Annotated in this window: 7 protein-coding genes, 1 tRNA gene and 3 pseudogenes; 8 read left to right on the top strand and 3 right to left on the bottom strand. The window is 56.2% G+C overall.

All coding sequences use genetic code 11. The features are described 5' to 3' along the window. Positions 1-17 precede the first annotated feature (17 nt). The 4 genes and pseudogenes from AB4P94_RS09175 to AB4P94_RS09160 form a co-directional block, all read left to right on the top strand. Positions 18-3,761, top strand: a complete 3,744-nt coding sequence (locus AB4P94_RS09175) for an EAL domain-containing protein (protein WP_395610282.1) — start codon at positions 18-20, stop codon at positions 3,759-3,761. Positions 3,762-3,777: 16 nt separating this feature from the next. Next, positions 3,778-3,854 (top strand) — tRNA-Ile (locus tag AB4P94_RS09170). A gap of 128 nt (positions 3,855-3,982) precedes the next feature. Further along, positions 3,983-4,656, top strand: a pseudogene (locus tag AB4P94_RS09165) (tyrosine-type recombinase/integrase); the annotation flags it as partial. Between the two features lie 60 nt (positions 4,657-4,716). Then, a pseudogene (locus AB4P94_RS09160) lies at positions 4,717-5,444 on the top strand (IS3 family transposase); the annotation flags it as partial. 50 nt (positions 5,445-5,494) lie between these two features. Here AB4P94_RS09160 and tnpC read toward each other — a convergent pair. The 3 genes and pseudogenes from tnpC to AB4P94_RS09145 all read right to left on the bottom strand — a co-directional run bounded on the left by tnpC (position 5,495) and on the right by AB4P94_RS09145 (position 10,432). After that, positions 5,495-7,005 (bottom strand): annotated as a pseudogene (gene tnpC, locus AB4P94_RS09155) (IS66 family transposase). 18 nt (positions 7,006-7,023) lie between these two features. Next, on the bottom strand, positions 7,024-7,383 hold the full coding sequence (gene tnpB / locus AB4P94_RS09150) for an IS66 family insertion sequence element accessory protein TnpB (RefSeq protein ID WP_395610281.1): 360 nt from the start codon (positions 7,381-7,383) through the stop codon (positions 7,024-7,026). 316 nt (positions 7,384-7,699) lie between these two features. Beyond that, entirely contained in the window at positions 7,700-10,432 is a 2,733-nt protein-coding gene (locus AB4P94_RS09145) for a DNA methyltransferase (RefSeq protein ID WP_395610280.1), read from the bottom strand. 889 nt (positions 10,433-11,321) lie between these two features. Here AB4P94_RS09145 and AB4P94_RS09140 point away from each other — a divergent pair. From AB4P94_RS09140 to pqqF, 4 genes are all read left to right on the top strand, one after another. Further along, positions 11,322-11,768, top strand: a complete 447-nt coding sequence (locus AB4P94_RS09140; protein WP_078734923.1) for an Lrp/AsnC family transcriptional regulator — start codon at positions 11,322-11,324, stop codon at positions 11,766-11,768. A gap of 167 nt (positions 11,769-11,935) precedes the next feature. Then, positions 11,936-13,618 carry a flavin monoamine oxidase family protein gene (locus AB4P94_RS09135; RefSeq protein ID WP_395611316.1) on the top strand — a complete coding sequence of 561 codons (1,683 nt, stop codon included), beginning with the start codon at positions 11,936-11,938 and terminating at the stop codon, positions 13,616-13,618. A 10-nt stretch (positions 13,619-13,628) separates the two neighbouring features. Further along, positions 13,629-14,423 (top strand): carbon-nitrogen hydrolase family protein, encoded by a 795-nt coding sequence (locus AB4P94_RS09130; RefSeq protein ID WP_395610279.1) that lies wholly within the window; start codon positions 13,629-13,631, stop codon positions 14,421-14,423. 48 nt (positions 14,424-14,471) lie between these two features. Then, entirely contained in the window at positions 14,472-16,835 is a 2,364-nt protein-coding gene (gene pqqF, locus AB4P94_RS09125) for a pyrroloquinoline quinone biosynthesis protein PqqF (RefSeq protein WP_395611315.1), read from the top strand. Positions 16,836-16,984 lie beyond the last annotated feature (149 nt).

Genomic DNA, 16,984 nt, shown 5'->3' with positions numbered 1-16,984 from the left:
GCCATAACGAGACCGTTATGCCCAGACTGCCGACCGTGTTACTGCTGTCGCTGCTGACCTGGACCGCAACGGCTGGCGCGTTGACTCTTACTGATGATGAGCGTGGCTGGCTGTCGGACCATCAGGAGCTGCGCCTGGGGGTGGACGCTTCCTGGCCACCCTTTGAATACCGTGATGAAAATGGCCGCTACCAGGGCCTGGCCGCCGACTATGTGCGCCTGATCCAGGACCGCCTGGGCGTGCGGGTCAAGCTGATCGAACCAGTGAACTGGACCGCCGTGCTCGAACAGGCGAAAAACAATCAACTCGACCTGCTGCCCGGGATCATGTCCACGCCGGAACGCCAGAGCTTCCTGGCCTTCACACGCCCGTACCTCGACTTCCCCATCGTCATCCTTGCCCATGAGGGCGGCGCAACCCCGCGCAACCTCAAAGACCTGTACGGGCTAAAGATCGCCGTGGTGGAAAACTACGCGCCCCACGAATTACTGCGCACCCACCACCCCGACCTCAATCTGGTGGCGATGCCCAATGTCAGCTCGACCCTGCAAGCACTGGCTACGGACGAAGTGGATGCGGTGGTTGGCGACCTGGCGTCCAGCGTCTGGAGCCTGCGCCAACTCAAACTGGACGGTTTATACGTCAGCGGCGAAACGCCCTACCGCTATCAACTGGCGATGGGTGTGCCACGCGACGAGAAAATGCTGGTGGGTATTCTGGACAAAGTCCTCGCCGACCTCAGCTCGGACGAAACCGACGCCATCCAACAACACTGGGTCGGCAGCATCACTGACCACCGTACCTTCTGGGCCGACTTGTTGATGTACGGCCTGCCAGCAGTGCTGCTACTGAGCACCGTATTGGCCATTGTGATTCGGATCAATCGTCGGCTCAGTTCGGAAATTTCGCGCCGTGTTGCCCTGGAGCAGGAACTGCGCAGCAGCGAATACCACTATCGCGGCCTCGTGGAGAGCCTGTCCGCTATCGCCTGGGAAGCCAGCGTCACCGATTTCACTTACAGCTACGTGTCGCCGCATGCCGAAGACTTGCTGGGCTACCCTCGCGCCCACTGGCTGATTCCGGGCTTCTGGCGCAACATCATCCACCCTGCCGACCTGACGCGCGCCGAGGCTTACTGCTACCGGGAGACCCGCGCCAACCGCGACCACAGCCTTGATTACCGGGTGATCACCGCCGATGGCCGATGTTTATGGGTGCGCGATATTGTCAGCCTGATCGAACACGGCCATGAGCCGGTGCTGCGCGGCTTGATGATCGACATCAGCGAAGCCAAGCGCACCGAGGAAGCACTGCAATTGTCCGAGCAGAAATTTGCCTCGGTGTTCCAGCAATGCCCGGATATTCTGGTGATCGCGCGGCTGTCCGACGGCTGCCTGCTGGAGGTCAATAAAGCCTTCGAAGATCAGATCGGCCTGACTGCCGAGGACGTGGTCGGCAAAACCGCCACTGAGCTTAATATCTGGGGCATTCAAGGCGTTGGCCCCGACCTGCTGCAACGGGTGCAGACCACCAGCATCCGCAACCTGGAGATGCCGTTTCGGCGCAGCAACGGCCAAGCGTTCACCGGCCTGATCTCGGCCGAGCCCTTCCAGCTCGACACGACCGAGGCCCTGGTCGTGGTGGTGCGCGATATCACCCAGCTCAAGGAAACCCAGCAACTGTTGCAAACGTCCGAAGAGAAGTTCGCCAAGGCCTTCCACGCATCGCCCGACGGCTTGCTGCTCAGCCGTCAGCGCGACGGGCTGTTGATAGAGGTAAACGAAGGGTTCAGCCGCCTGACTGGCTTCACCAGCGCCACGTCGTTGGACCAGTCGACATTGGACCTGGGCATCTGGGTCGATCTGAACGAACGCAAACACATGCTGGAATTGATGCATCGCGATGGCTTTGTTCAAGATTTCGTCTGCCATATCCGCCGCGCCGACAACCAGATTCGCCTGTGCGAGCTGTCCAGCCGCCCACTGCCCATCGGCGACGATGACTGCATGCTGACCATCGCCCGGGACATCACCGAGCGCCAATTCATGCAGGAAAAACTGCAACAAGCCGCCACGGTCTTCGAGAGTACCGCCGAAGGCGTGTTGATCACCGACACGCGCCAGAACATCAGTGCCGTCAACCGCGCCTTCAGCGAGATTACCGGCTACAGCGAAGCCGAAGCCCTCGGCCAGACGCCTCGCCTGCTTGCTTCCGGCCTGCATGACAGCGCGTTCTACGCCGCTATGTGGCACCAGTTGACGGCCCAGGGCCACTGGCAGGGCGAAATCTCCAACCGCCGCAAAAACGGCGAGCTGTACCCGAGTTGGCTGACCATCAGCGCCGTGCGCAACCGCGAACAACTGATCACGCACTTTGTGGCGGTATTTGCCGACATTTCCAGCCTCAAGCTGGCCCAGGCCCGCCTCGACTACCAGGCGCACCATGACCCGCTGACCGGGCTGCCCAACCGCACCTTGTTTGAAAGCCGCCTGCAGGCCGCACTCAACGGCCAACAGGAAAGTGGCAAACAGGGCGCGGTGCTGTTCCTCGACCTCGACCGTTTCAAACACATCAACGACAGCCTCGGCCACCCCATCGGCGACCTGCTGCTCAAAGACATCGCCGTGCGCCTCAAGGAGCAATTGCGCGACGTCGACACCGTGGCCCGCCTGGGCGGCGACGAATTCATCATCCTGCTGCCCGGCCTGCAACAAGCCAGCGACGCGCAGCACCTGGCGAATAAACTGCTTGCCTGCTTCACCCCGCCCTTCCAGGCCGGCGAGCACGAGTTCTTTATCAGCGCCAGCATCGGCACCAGCCTCTACCCCGAGGACGGCACCGACGTCGCCACGCTGGTCAAAAACGCCGACGCCGCGATGTATCGCTCCAAGGCCAAGGGCCGCAACCGAGTCGAAAGCTACACCCGCGACCTCACCGCGCAGGCAAACGAGCGCGTGGCCCTGGAACATGAACTACGCCGCGCCATCGAGCGTGATGAGTTGAGCCTCTACTACCAACCCAAACTCAGCTTGATGACCCAGGAACTGATCGGCGCCGAGGCACTGATCCGCTGGCACCACCCGACCTTTGGCGACGTGCCGCCCGAACACTTCATCGCCCTCGCCGAAGAAAACGGCACGATCCTGCAGATTGGCGACTGGGTGCTGGAACAGGCCTGCCAGCAGATGCACGCCTGGAAAGATGCCTTCGAAGACTTCGGCCCACTGTCGGTGAACCTCGCGGGCGCACAATTGCGCCACCCCAACCTGTTGGCGCGCATCAAACAGCTGCTGCGCGACCACGCACTGGAACCCGGCTGCCTGCAGCTGGAAATCACCGAAAACTTCATCATGAGCCAGGCCGAAGAAGCCCTGGAAGTGCTGCACCAGCTCAAACGCCTGGGCGTGCAACTGGCGATCGATGACTTCGGCACCGGCTATTCATCGCTCAGCTACCTCAAGCGCCTGCCGCTGGATTTCCTGAAAATCGACCAGTCTTTCGTGCGCGGCCTGCCCGACGACCCCCACGACGCCGCCATCGTGCGCGCCATCATCGCCTTGGGCCACAGCATGCAATTCACCATCATCGCCGAAGGCGTGGAAAACCCCGAGCAGCAGGCCTTCCTCGCCGAAGAAGGCTGTGAGCAGATGCAAGGCTACATCGTCAGCCTGCCCCTGCCACCAGAGCTTTTCGCCGAGACTTTTCTTCGCATGCGCGTTTCAGACTTTTCGGATGGCACAGCGGGGAAACCATCGTTATAATCCGCGACCTGTTACAGGGCCTATAGCTCAGTTGGTCAGAGCAGAGGACTCATAATCCTTTGGTCCACGGTTCAAGTCCGTGTGGGCCCACCAACTTTAAAAGCCGCGCATTGCGCGGCTTTTGTGTTTCTGGGTGAAGCCCTGCTTTTACAGTCCTACGCTCCAAGGGTACAAATTAGGTACAGTGCTGGATCACCAGCCTCCTAGGAGCCCCCTCCCCTATGGCTACAATTGTCAAAACTCCTTCTGGTACTTGGAAGGCGCTGATTCGCAAAACTGGCTGGCCGACCGTGGCTAAAACCTTCCGCACCAAGCGTGATGCGGAGGATTGGTCTCGGCGCACTGAAGAAGAAATGGTTCGTGGTGTGTACATCCGGCGTAGCGGCTCAGAGAAGATGACGCTGGAGGCAGCACTCAAGCGCTACCTGAGCGACATCACCCCCACCAAGAAGCCAGCACCCAACGTGGCGAAACCTCGAAGGCAAAGAAGCTCACAGAGCACCTGGGCAAGTATTCACTCGCTGCACTTTCTGCTGAAATCATCGCGAGCTACCGCGACAAGCGCCTCAACGAAAAGGGGCGTGCCGGGACTATCAGCAACAATACCGTGCGCCTGGAACTCGCTCTGCTGAGCCACTTATTCACCGTCGCAATTCAAGAATGGGGATTAGGGCTCACGTTCAACCCAGTCCTGAACATCCGCAAGCCTAGCCCAGGCGAGGGCCGTAACCGCCGCCTTTCCCATGAGGAGGAACGCAGTCTGCTGGCCGCCGTAAATAAACACAGCAACCCCATGCTCGGCTGGATTGTTGGCATCGCTCTGGAGACGGGCATGCGCTCGACTGAGATCGCGTCGTTACGCCGGCCTCAGGTTGATGCCGACCGTCCCATAGTGAATAGCCCCGGGTTTCGTAGACACCTCTTTGCCTTAAACTGAGGCCAATCAGGAGGTGCCATGAGCAACCCACGTTATCCCGAAGAATTCAAAATCCAAGCGGCCAATCAAGTGACTGAAAAAAAGCTGCCTGTCGCCGATGTGGCAGCACGTCTCGGCGTGTCGACGCATAGCCTCTATGCCTGGATAAAGCGCTACAGCAAACCTCAAGAAGAACGGCAGCAGGATGATGATCAGCATGCTGAACTGCGTCGTCTGCGAGCGGAACTCAAGCGCGTCACTGAAGAGCGAGACATCTTAAAAAAGGCCGCCGCGTACTTTGCCAAGGAGTGCGGCTGAAGTACGCCTTTATCAAGCAGCATGCGGGCGACTACTCCATTCGACTGCTTTGCCAGACGCTGAAAGTCCACCCCAGTGGTTATTACGCCTGGTTGTCTGAGCGGCAATCTGTACGCGCCCAAGACGACCAGAGACTTCTGGGGTTGATCAAGCATTCCTGGCTGGAGAGCGGCGGAGTTTATGGCTATCGCAAAATCCATGACGATCTGCGCGAGGTCGGTGAAGTTTGCGGGCGCCATCGTGTGGCGAGGCTGATGCGTCTTGAAGGACTGCGTTCTCAGACAGGTTATCGACGCCGCCCTGGAAAGTACGGCGGTAAGCCAGCGGTCGCCTCACCCAATTTGCTGAAGCGCCAGTTCGATGTCGTAGAGCCCAACAAGGTTTGGGTCACCGACATCACCTACATTCGTACGTACGAGGGCTGGCTGTATTTGGCCGTGGTGCTGGATCGGTTGTAAGCGCTCCATAAACCCCACCAACTTCATGATGGCTGGTGCGCTTAGCTGGGCGAGACCGGTGAGAAGTTCCAGGGCAGCAGCGCTTCGTAGTCTTCAACTGATGAGGCCGCCGGCAGGCGCTCCAGTGCGTGGCGCAGCCACGCATAAGGCTCTTGGCCGTTGGCTTTGGCAGTCTCGACCAGGCTGTAAAGTTGAGCACTGGCCGTCGCGCCCTTAGGCGTGTCGCTAAACAGCCAGTTCTTTCTTCCGATTACGAAGGGGCGGATCGCACGTTCGGCGGCGTTATTGTCGATCGGCAAGTGCCTTCCTCGACGTACCGCTCAAGTTTGCTCCAGTTACTTGCCAGATAGCTGATGGCTTTGCCCAAGGCATTCTGTGCGGTGACCTGTGGCTGCGTCTTTTCGATCCAGCTTTTCAACTGAGCCAGTATCGGCAGGCTTTTTTCGTGACGACCCATCTTACGCTCGGTGTCGCCGTAGTCCTTCAGGCCGCGCTCGATGCCGTAAAGCTTGTTGATCAGGTTTAACGCGATATCCGCGCGTCCCGTTTTGCCTTTAGGCTGCACTTTCTGTGCTTCAACAAATTTACGACGAGCATGGGCCCAGCATCCTAAACGCTCAACTCCAGCTTGGGCGCCCAGTGCGTTGTAACCGGCATAATCATCGGTCATGACGTAGCCACGATAGCCCTCGAGCAGGCGCCTAGGCACCTCCTGCGCTCGGCTGGTGGAGTAGTCAAAAAGGATGACCGGCTTATCCGGTGGGCCGCCGGTTTGCACCCACATCCATGACTGGCTGCTTGGCTCGCGGTCAGGCTCTTTCAACACCTGCACCCGCGTTTCATCGCAATGGATAACGCGACTGGCCAACAGACTATCGCGTATCGAATTCAGCAGCGGCTGGAAGTGCTCACCGCACTGGATAACCCAGCGTGCCAAGGTCTGGCGAGGGATAGCGATGCCGTGGCGGCCCAGTACTTTTTCAAAGCGGTGAAGCGGCAAACCGTCCACATATTTGGTGGTCAGCAACATAGCCAGAACGCAGGGGCTGGCCATGCTCTTTTCAATCACCTGAGCCGGTTTGTCCGCCGTGACCGAAGCAACCTCGCAATCGCGGCAACCGTAAACTTTACGAACGTGTCTGATCACCCGTATCTGCATCGGGACGATTTCAAGTTGCTCGCTGATTTCCTCGCCAATGGCATGTTTGCTACAACCGCAGGCGCAGGTCAGCTCATGCTCGGGCAGTTCGTGAATGACTTCGATGCGCGGCAGATCCGCAGGCAGTGGTTTGCGCTTGCCACGGCGCTTGGCGGGTGAGACGACATCTTCTTCCGCGTCTTCATCTGCCACGTCGACGATGCTTTCTGCTTAATTGAAAAGGGCCAACTGAGGCGTAGCAGGATCAGCTGTTTGCTCGGACTTACGTCCGAACAAGCGTTGACGCAGCAGCGCATTTTCCTCTTCAAGAAAACCGACCCGCGACTGCATCTTCGCAAACATCTGCTTGAGTAGTTGAAGATCGTCGGGGAGGTTTTCGGGCACAGAATTCATGCCCTGGATTATACCGAATCAGGCCACGAATCGTGGCGTCAAAACCTGATGAGGCCGGTTACGCCAGAGGTCAAAACCGTCGAGCATCCAGTTGAGTTCCTGGACAGTCAGGACAATCGCTTCGTCCGTCACGTCGGGCGACGTTTTGAAACGCTCGGATTCCAGACGCTTGAGCCAAAGGCAGAAGCCGTTTCGCTCCCAGTACAAAATCTTCACACCGTTGCGGGGTTTGTTCAGAAAGACGAAAAGCACGGGATCGAACACCGCGACCTTGATATCCAGTTCGACCAAGGCAGCCAGGCCGTCGATGGATTTTCGGAAGTCGACAGGCTTGGGGTAGAGATACACCTTTTCAACTTTTGCGTCGGGACGCATCATGGCGAACGGGCTCCTGAGAGAATCGGGAGCACAGCATCGAGCATCAGATAAGCGCTTGGAATGTGGGGTTCATGGAGCGCTTACGTATCAGTTAGGACGTTCTACTAATACTGTTGCACTTTGGGTGTCACTTATAAAGCGAAAAGCCCGAGAAAGGCAAAATAAGCCTGTATCTGGATAGGCATGCCTGAAGTAACACATCGGATTCGATCATTTGTTTCAGCGTGTTCAAAAGAACAAATTTCTACTATTTCACCATTACTCATATCAAAGATGGAATCCGAAGACGCAGGGCGCCTTCGGAACACTCGATATTCTAACGAATTTTTTTTCTAACCTTTACAGGAATGTTGGCCAATAAAGTTTTATGTAGATCAAACAAAAAAGATACTCTTTCTGCTTCGGACTTCAGACCTCTTTTACCGTAAGCAGAGTCAACAGCCCTATCTAGCTTTTGATGTGCTTTTACCAGGGGTACCGGCATACTCAATGGATCGTACAGATCTGCAAGAGATGCTCCAGCTACCATGGATCTGGCATCAAGGACATCTTGAGCGGCCAATTCAATTTCTGAAATTTGTTTTTCTGAAGGACTTGGCCAAGGATAATTATTGTAAACAATCCCAGCAGAATAGCGATAATCACTTTTCAAGCGACCACACACGGTCCGCATCCACGCCATATGCATCGTCGAGGTCAAGATCCCAAAATTATATAAAGAGGCCTCTGCAACAGTAAACAATTCTGTATTCGCGATATCGTCAGCCTCTAAAAACCCGATTGGGATAAATGCTCTATTTTCGGACGATGTCTTAGGAACTGCAATATAAGTGCTAGTCGGCTGGCGAATCTCTCCAAAAGCATATGGAGTATCAGCCAACCTTCTAGTTTCCTCCCTAGAACTATCCAGCCGGATCTCTTTTACTTTTTGAACGCGTGCTTTTACTTGAGCAAGCAACCGCAATTGCGGTGATTTAATGTCAACCAGCCACAAACACCAACGTTCAATACTGTTGATATATTCCTTACTCCCCATAATTCTCTTTAGCCAAGGTTCAGCACCCGGCTCGCACCGTAGTAAGTTTGCTCTCTCCTCAGGTGTTAGGTGTAGATGACCTTTATCATTTGGCATTGAACCAAATCGCATATCCGGCGCCTTAGGATCAAGACAATCACGACGCGCTTGAAGAACCAAATCATCAGCCTCAACTAAATACGGATTGATTTTCGAGACTTGGATGGCGAATGGATCCTCCTTGATACTATGATACTCAAAAATAATTTTTTCTTCTGAGTCAACCAGACCAAACCCAATTATCACACAATGGACAGCAGCTTTACCTCTAGCCTCTGATGTCCATTCAAAAGTCCGATGAGCAAAATTTATTCTCACCCCTTTGTTTAGCAAAAAAGGCCATAAAATCCCTGCCTGCTCTCCCTGAGTTATCGAATTAGTTGAGACAAAAGCCGTTTGAGCATCAGGAAAGTTAACCATGTACGCAGCGGCTTTGGAGTACCAGGCTGAAACATAATCCAAACTGCTTGCGTTCTTGTGATTCGACAGTGCGCTGACTAGTTCTTTTTTCTGCGTCGCGGACTGCTCTTTTTTTCCTAAAAACGGTGGATTACCTAAAATATAATCAGCCTTCCCACATATCTCCATCCAATCCAAAGAAAGGGAATTACCATGAATGATAGCCGCAGACTTTCTCAATGGAAGCCTACAGAAATACTGACCAAACTCCACACTGATCTTCATATTCATTTGATGATCAGTTAACCAAAGCGCAACTTGAGCAATTTGCGCAGGAAATTCTTCTATCTCTATGCCGTAAAATTGGTCGACATCAAGCAAAATCATTGTCGAGATATCCAACTGCCCGCCCTTCTCGGGATCGTATAGCAATCGTAACACTTCAATCTCGAGCTTTCTCAGCTCCCGATAAGCTATAACAAGAAAATTACCACAACCACATGCAGGGTCAAAAAACTTTAGACCTGCCAATTTCAAATGAAACTCCACGAGCTTTTTAGGCTGTTTTCTTATCTTGCCAAGCTCTTCATAAAGCCTATCCAAAAATAAAGGCTTTATTAATTTAAGAATATTTTTTTCAGTTGTATAGTGCGCCCCTAAACTCCTCCTTGCGACTGAATCCATAATACTCTGGAAGAGACTACCAAAAACCGCAGGGCTAATTTGGCTCCAATTAAGTCCGCACGCTTCTAGTAAAGTCTCACGCATTGCAGTATCGAAAGATGCAGGCGGCAGAGTTTCCTTAAATAACTTTCCATTAACATACGGAAAAGCAAATAGCTGTTCATCGAGATTTTTCAGACGCTCTTCAACTGGAGTGTTTAACACATGAAACAAGGTAGCTAAATGATGCGCGAGGTCGCTCCCATCTTCACCAGTTCGCTGTTCAATATAGTCCTGAAACTGCCTTTTTTCAAAGATACCGGTATCTTCTGAAAACAGCAAAAATAGCAACCTAACCAAATACAACTCAAGAGAGTGGCCAACATAGCCTATAGATTTAAGTTGATCATGCAGCTTCCCCATTCTAACTGCAGCATCAATATTGACTGGATCTTCGGGCTTTAAAGACTGACTTTCGTAACCAGAAATAAATCCAAACAATCCTATATTTTTATGAAGATCAACAAGATCAAATTCATGAGCCACCTCAGCATCCAAGTCATACAGCTTGAACTTTTCAAAGTCAGAAACAAGGACATATCGTGGTAAATCCCTATCCTTCAATCCTGGGAAGTAGTCTCTCGCTTGTCGATCTGCCCGATCAAGATTTTTCCCTCTCGACTTATGCTCGACTAACAAAACGCCTTTCCACAGCAAATCTATGAAACCTTGCGCCCCATCAGATTTTTTTACTGGATACTCAAAACTGGCCATCCGCCGCCGCTTCATGCCAAAAATAGTGAAAAAACCGTCCCAAAAAGTTTTGGCCTCTGCGCTTTCACTTGACTCGTCTGCCCATTCTCTTGAGAAGGCAAGAGCTCTATTTCTAATTTCGTTACGGCTAAGCGTCATGTCATTCCCTAATTTTTACATTTAGGCCTACATGGCCAGATTTCTGTTGGCTGCCTCCGCCATTTTTACTTAGCGCGAGTGCCGGAATTTGTACCGTAGCAAGCAGCACCGGAGCCTTCTTTTTACATAAATTCTCTGTACTAGTGGCGTAAGACATTGCGAGCAACTAACGTGAGCATCTGGTGAATGATTGGCTAGAAAGCTAAATATTCGCTCGACAGGTCCTTCGTTTAGATCAGCCAGAAGAAGCCACTGCTACTGTCACCACCAACAACACGGTTCATGGCACGCCACGTATCAAGCATGCAGGTAGCTCGGCGCAGCTCTTCCTCCGCATCAGTGAAGTATCCGTCCAACACTCATTATGGACACCTGGAAAGCTTGGCTTTCCAGCCGGGTATCTTGATTTCACTGCACCACTCCGAAGACCCAGCATGATGCCATATAGCCTTTACCATGCAGACTCAATCGACGTCGGATAAATGCAGGAATCGCTAACCAATGTCCACTGTCCTCGTTACCGTACGCGACCCCTCACTAGCGGTCACACCCATCATTTTAGCGAACGCCAAGGCCAATACTATTCAACCACCCGCTACTTGTCTGCGAAAAAAAAAGGTACAGCAGCGGTACAGTGCTCAGCTTTCCTAGCCTAGGGAAAACTAGCCAAATCTTCCTATAATCAACTGGTTAAAGCTATTGTGCCCTTGCGGTACCTAGCCTAGACTTCATTGACCGCGGTGCATCAGTCGGCGACTCATAATCCCTTGGTTGTAGGTTCGAGTCCTACTGGGCCCACCAAACAAGAAAGCCGCGCATTGCGCGGCTTTTGTGTGTCTGGAAGCCTGTAACATGTAGCCCCATTGCCACCCGCACTGGAGTGCCCACCTTGCCCGTCCTCGATGAAATCGACCGCCAACTGATCGCCGCCCTGCAGATCAACGCTCGCGAAAGCGTGGCCATGCTCGCCCGGCAGTTGGGCATTGCGCGCACCACGGTCACCTCGCGCCTGGCGCGCCTGGAAAAAACCCAGGTGATCACCGGTTACGGCGTACGCCTCGGGCAGCGCGTGGTCGACGGCGGTTTGCAGGCTTATGTCGGGATCACCGTGCAAGCGCGTTCGGGCAAGGAAGTACTGCGCAGGCTCAGTGCAATGGCGCAGGTTCAACAGCTGTGTGCGGTGAGTGGCGAGTTCGATTACGTGGCGTGGCTGCGCACGGATTCGCCGGAACAGCTTGATCAACTGTTGGACCAGATCGGCAGCGTCGACGGTGTGGAGAAAACCACCACCTCGATCATCCTCAGCAACAAACTGGATCGTGGCCAGCCAATCTGATCACCCCATTCGTCACTTTGACTAAAAAAAATCCAATCCGACGACACATTGCGTCTTAATAACGAGCGCAACGCTCCCTAAACTGGCTGCCATCTTTTCCGATACTCAACGGGCAGCGTCCCGTCGAGTCGCCAGTAAGGTCAGCCATGAGCATTCCGTCCAGCACCATCAGCAAGACCAATCGCCACCCCGCCGACGGTAAAAAACCCATCACCATTTTCGGCCCGGACTTTCCGTTTGCCTTTGATGACTGGATCGAGCACCCGGCCGGCTTGGGCAGTATTCCCGCCGCCAACCATGGCGCCGAAGTGGCGATTGTCGGCGCGGGTATCGCCGGCCTGGTAGCTGCTTACGAGCTGATGAAGCTGGGCCTCAAGCCGGTGGTGTATGAAGCCTCGAAGATGGGCGGTCGCTTGCGCTCCCAAGCGTTTGAAGGTGCTGAGGGCATCATCGCCGAGTTGGGTGGCATGCGGTTTCCGGTGTCGTCCACCGCGTTCTACCACTATGTGGACAAGCTGGGCCTTGAGACCAAACCTTTCCCGAACCCGCTGACCCCGGCTTCCGGGAGCACAGTGATCGACCTCGAAGGCCAGACTCACTACGCACAAAAACTCGCTGACTTGCCGGTGCTGTTCCAGGAAGTTGCCGATGCCTGGGCCGATGCCCTGGAGGCGGGTTCGCAGTTCGGCGATATCCAGCAAGCCATCCGCGACCGCGATGTACCGCGCTTGAAAGAACTGTGGAACAAGCTGGTGCCGCTGTGGGACGACCGCACGTTCTACGACTTCGTCGCCACCTCCAAAGCGTTCGCCAAGCTTTCGTTCCTGCACCGCGAGGTGTTTGGCCAAGTGGGCTTCGGCACCGGCGGCTGGGACTCGGACTTCCCCAACTCCATGCTGGAAATCTTCCGCGTGGTGATGACCAACTGCGACGATCACCAGCACCTGGTGGTCGGCGGCGTGGCCCAAGTACCCATGGGCATTTGGCGCCATGTGCCGGAGCGTTGCGCCCACTGGCCGGCAGGCACCAGCCTCAGCTCGCTGCACCGGGGCGCGCCAAGGGCTGGTGTAAAACGCATCGCCCACGCGCCGGATGGCCGTTTTGCAGTGACCGACAACTACGGCGACACTCGCGAATACGCCGCCGTGTTGACCACCTGCCAAAGCTGGCTGCTGACCACTCAAATCGAATGCGACGAAACCCTGTTCTCGCAAAAGATGTGGATGGCCCTGGACCGCACGCGCTACATGCAGTCATCGAAAACCTTCGTGATGGTCGATCGCCCGTTCTGGAAAGACAAAGACCCTGAAACCGGCCGCGACCTGATGAGCATGACCCTCACCGACCGCCTGACCCGTGGTACCTACCTGTTCGACAACGGCGACGACAAGCCCGGCGTGATTTGCCTGTCGTACTCGTGGATGAGCGACGCGCTGAAAATGCTCCCGCAGCCTATCGACAAGCGCGTGAAACTGGCCCTCGACGCGCTGAAAAAGATCTACCCGAAAGTCGACATCAAGGCACGCATCATCGGTGACCCAATTACCGTGTCATGGGAAGCCGACCCGCATTTCCTCGGGGCCTTCAAAGGCGCGTTACCCGGCCACTATCGCTACAACCAGCGCATGTATGCGCACTTCATGCAAAAGGACATGCCTGCCGAACAGCGCGGAATTTTCATCGCCGGTGACGACGTGTCCTGGACCCCGGCGTGGGTCGAAGGCGCAGTGCAAACCTCGCTGAACGCGGTGTGGGGCATCATGAACCACTTCGGCGGCAGCACCCACCCGGAAAACCCGGGGCCGGGTGACGTATTCGACGAAATCGGGCCAATCGCCCTGGCCGATTAAGGAGCTGAACATGCGCGTAGCCCTCTACCAATGCCCGCCGCTGCCACTGGATGTGGCTGGCAACCTCGCGCGTCTGCATCAATTGGCGCACGAGGCATCCGGCGCCGATGTGCTGGTGCTGCCGGAGATGTTTCTGACCGGCTACAACATCGGCGCGGAAGCCGTCGGCGCCTTGGCCGAAGCGCCGGACGGGCCATCGGCGCAGGTGATTGCCGACCTGGCAAAAAGCGCCGGGCTGGCGATTGTATACGGCTACCCGGAGCGAGCCGAGGACGGGCAGGTTTACAACGCCGTGCAGCTGATCGACGCCCACGGCCAGCGCCTGTGCAACTACCGCAAGACTCATCTGTTCGGCGATCTGGACCACTCGATGTTCAGCGCCGGAGAAGATGATTTCCCGCTGGTGGAGCTCAATGGCTGGACGCTGGGTTTTCTGATCTGCTACGACCTCGAGTTCCCCGAAAACACCCGGCGTTTAGCCTTGGCAGGCGCCGAAGTGATCCTGGTGCCCACCGCTAATATGGTGCCGTTCGACTTTGTGGCCGACGTCACCGTGCGGGCGCGCGCCTTTGAAAACCAGTGCTTCGTGGCCTACGCCAACTACTGCGGGCATGAAGGCGAGATTCAGTATTGCGGGCAAAGCAGCATTGCTGCGCCGAATGGCCAGCGTATCGCCCAGGCGGGCCTGGATGAGGCGTTGATTGTCGGCGAGCTGGATCGCCAGTCGATCATTGATGCCCGTGCGGCCAACCACTACCTGCAAGACCGCCGGCCGGAGCTCTACGGCGCGCTGTATAAACCCTGAGCCAGCCGGTTTGTTAACATGGCCACATTCTACGTTTCGGAAGTGCCCATGCCTGCGCCGGCCCACCCTCAGCACCTTCACCTGACCCTGGCCAATGGCCTGCGGGTTTCCCTGCGCCATGCGCCGCGCTTGAAGCGCTGTGCCGCTGTTTTACGGGTGGCTGCCGGCAGCCACGACGTACCCTTGGCGTGGCCGGGGTTGGCGCATTTTCTGGAGCATCTGCTGTTTTTGGGTACCGAGCGGTTTCCCACAGGCGAAGGGTTGATGGCCTACGTGCAGCGTCACGGTGGGCAGGTCAATGCCAGCACCCGCGAGCGCACTACGGACTTTTTCTTTGAGTTGCCGGTGGCGAGTTGTAAAGGTGGGCTGGAGCGTTTGGGCGACATGCTGACCCATCCACGCCTGACGATTGACGATCAGCTGCGCGAGCGCGAGGTGCTGCACGCGGAGTTCGTCGCCTGGTCCCAGGACGCAGCGGCGCAGCAACAGGTTGCGTTGCTGCAAGGCTTGGCTGCGGATCATCCTTTACGCGGCTTTCATGCCGGGAACCGGGACAGCCTGCCGGTTGAGCGTGAGACATTTCAGCAGGCATTGCAGGAGTTCCACGCTCACTTCTATCAGAGCGGGCAGATGACCTTGAGCCTTGCGGGCCCGCAGTCGTTGGCAGAACTGGAAACACTGGCTCAGGCATTCAGCGAACCATTGACCTCGGGGCCGTTGCGCCCCCAAGCCGTTCCGCCCGCCTTGATGCTTGATGAAGTGCGCCGCTATCAGCACATTGCAAACAACCACCTGCACCATGTCGTCACCTGCGACGCGCCGCGTGAAGCCCTGGAGTTCCTCTGTACCTGGCTCAACGCCACGGCGCCCGGCGGTTTACTGGCTGAACTGAAAGCACACAGGTTGGCCACCGCGCTGCATGCGTCCGTGCTTTACCAGTTCGCCGGGCAAGCCGTGCTGGATATCGACTTCACCCTCGTGACTCCAAGCGATTCGGCTACGCGAATCGAGGCGCTTCTGCACGACTGGCTGAGCTTCTTCGCACACAGCGACTGGACTCCACTGCGAGAAGAGTTCGCCCTGCTTGCCGCACGCCAACAACACACCCAAGGCGCGCTGGCATTGGCACGCAATGATCGCGAAGACTTGTCGGAACACGCTATCGCCAGCCTCAAGGACATGCTCGGTTCACTGCACTTGCCTGCGCCCCGGCACACGTGGCAGCTCCCACCCAACAACCCGTTCCTGCGCCCGCCCCAGAAAGAGGAACGCGCAGGCCTGATTCGCGGGCAGACCAGTGCCCACCGTGGTTTGCGCACCTTTGCGCAGGATCGTTCACGGGGGCGCAGGGAGACCTCAGCACTGATCTTCAGCCAGGCGTTGGCTAACGACAACGAAGAGGGCGCACTGTACCTGCACTGGCGCTTTGATTCGCCCGTGCCCGCCGGGCTGGAAAGCACCTTGCAGCCATTGCGCGAAAACGCCCGTCAGGCGGGGCTCGACGTTTCTTTCGAAACCATTGCCAATGATTGGCTGGTAAAAATGGTCGGCCTGCATGAGCCCATGCCCGCCGTGCTGGAGGCGCTGGCGCATCAGCTGAACCAGCCGCTGGACGCGCCGCCTGCAACAACGCCCTTAATCGCTATTCGTGAACTGCTCAAGGCGCTGCCCGCCTGCTGTGCCGCCACGCATTCCGAACCCGGAGACACGCCTGCGTCGTGGGCCACCGCGCGCTGGCAAGGAATGGCATTCGGTCTACCTTCGCCATGCGAAGCGGCGGTCAGAAGCGCTGCGCTGCGCTTACCCGGGCAACCGGCAACCCTTGAGCGCCTGTCGCCAGCCCTCGACAGCCAACATCTGTGGCACAAGGTGAAAACTGACGCCAGCGAAGCCGCGCTGCTACTGTTCTGCCCAGCACCCACCCATTCTTTGGCTGACGAGGCCATATGGCGCCTGCTCGGTCATCTGCTTCAAGGGTCGTTCTACCAGCGCCTGCGTGTAGAGTTGCAAATCGGCTACGCCGTCTTCAGCGGCGTCCGACAGATCAATGGGCAAACTGGCCTGCTGTTCGGCGTGCAATCCCCCAGCGTATCCCTGGAAGGAATCGTCGATCACCTGCAAACCTTCCTGAAGCAACTGCCGTCGTTGATCGAAAGCAGCACTGACCTGGGCAACGAGACGCTGGCGCAGCAATTCACTGCACTGCCGCTCGCCCAAGCCGCCGATTTGCTTTGGCAGGCACAGCGGGCCGGCCATCCGTCGGGTTATCTGGAACAGCTTCAACAGCTCATCCAGACCCGCACACGCGAGGATTTATTGCTCGCCGCCCAGCAACTCAACCACGCTACAGGCGGCTGGCGCTGCGTGGCCAATGGCCCGCGCACCTCGGATTCCTGGCAAGCGGCAGGCTGATCGTTGCCAACCCTGCAACAGGCTTTTTCCATCAGGGTAGCGCTATCCTGAAAAGAATTAAGTAACATTCATACGCAATATCTGAACATCTCCGACTGGAGGTGGACTATATGTATGACTCAGTAGTGAACGTCCCATCCCTCCACAGG

Source organism: Pseudomonas sp. B22129 (genome assembly GCF_044218875.1).
GTDB lineage: Bacteria > Pseudomonadota > Gammaproteobacteria > Pseudomonadales > Pseudomonadaceae > Aquipseudomonas.
The sequence above is the reverse complement of the archived record's forward strand: the minus strand, read 5'-3'. Positions and strand labels throughout refer to the sequence as shown.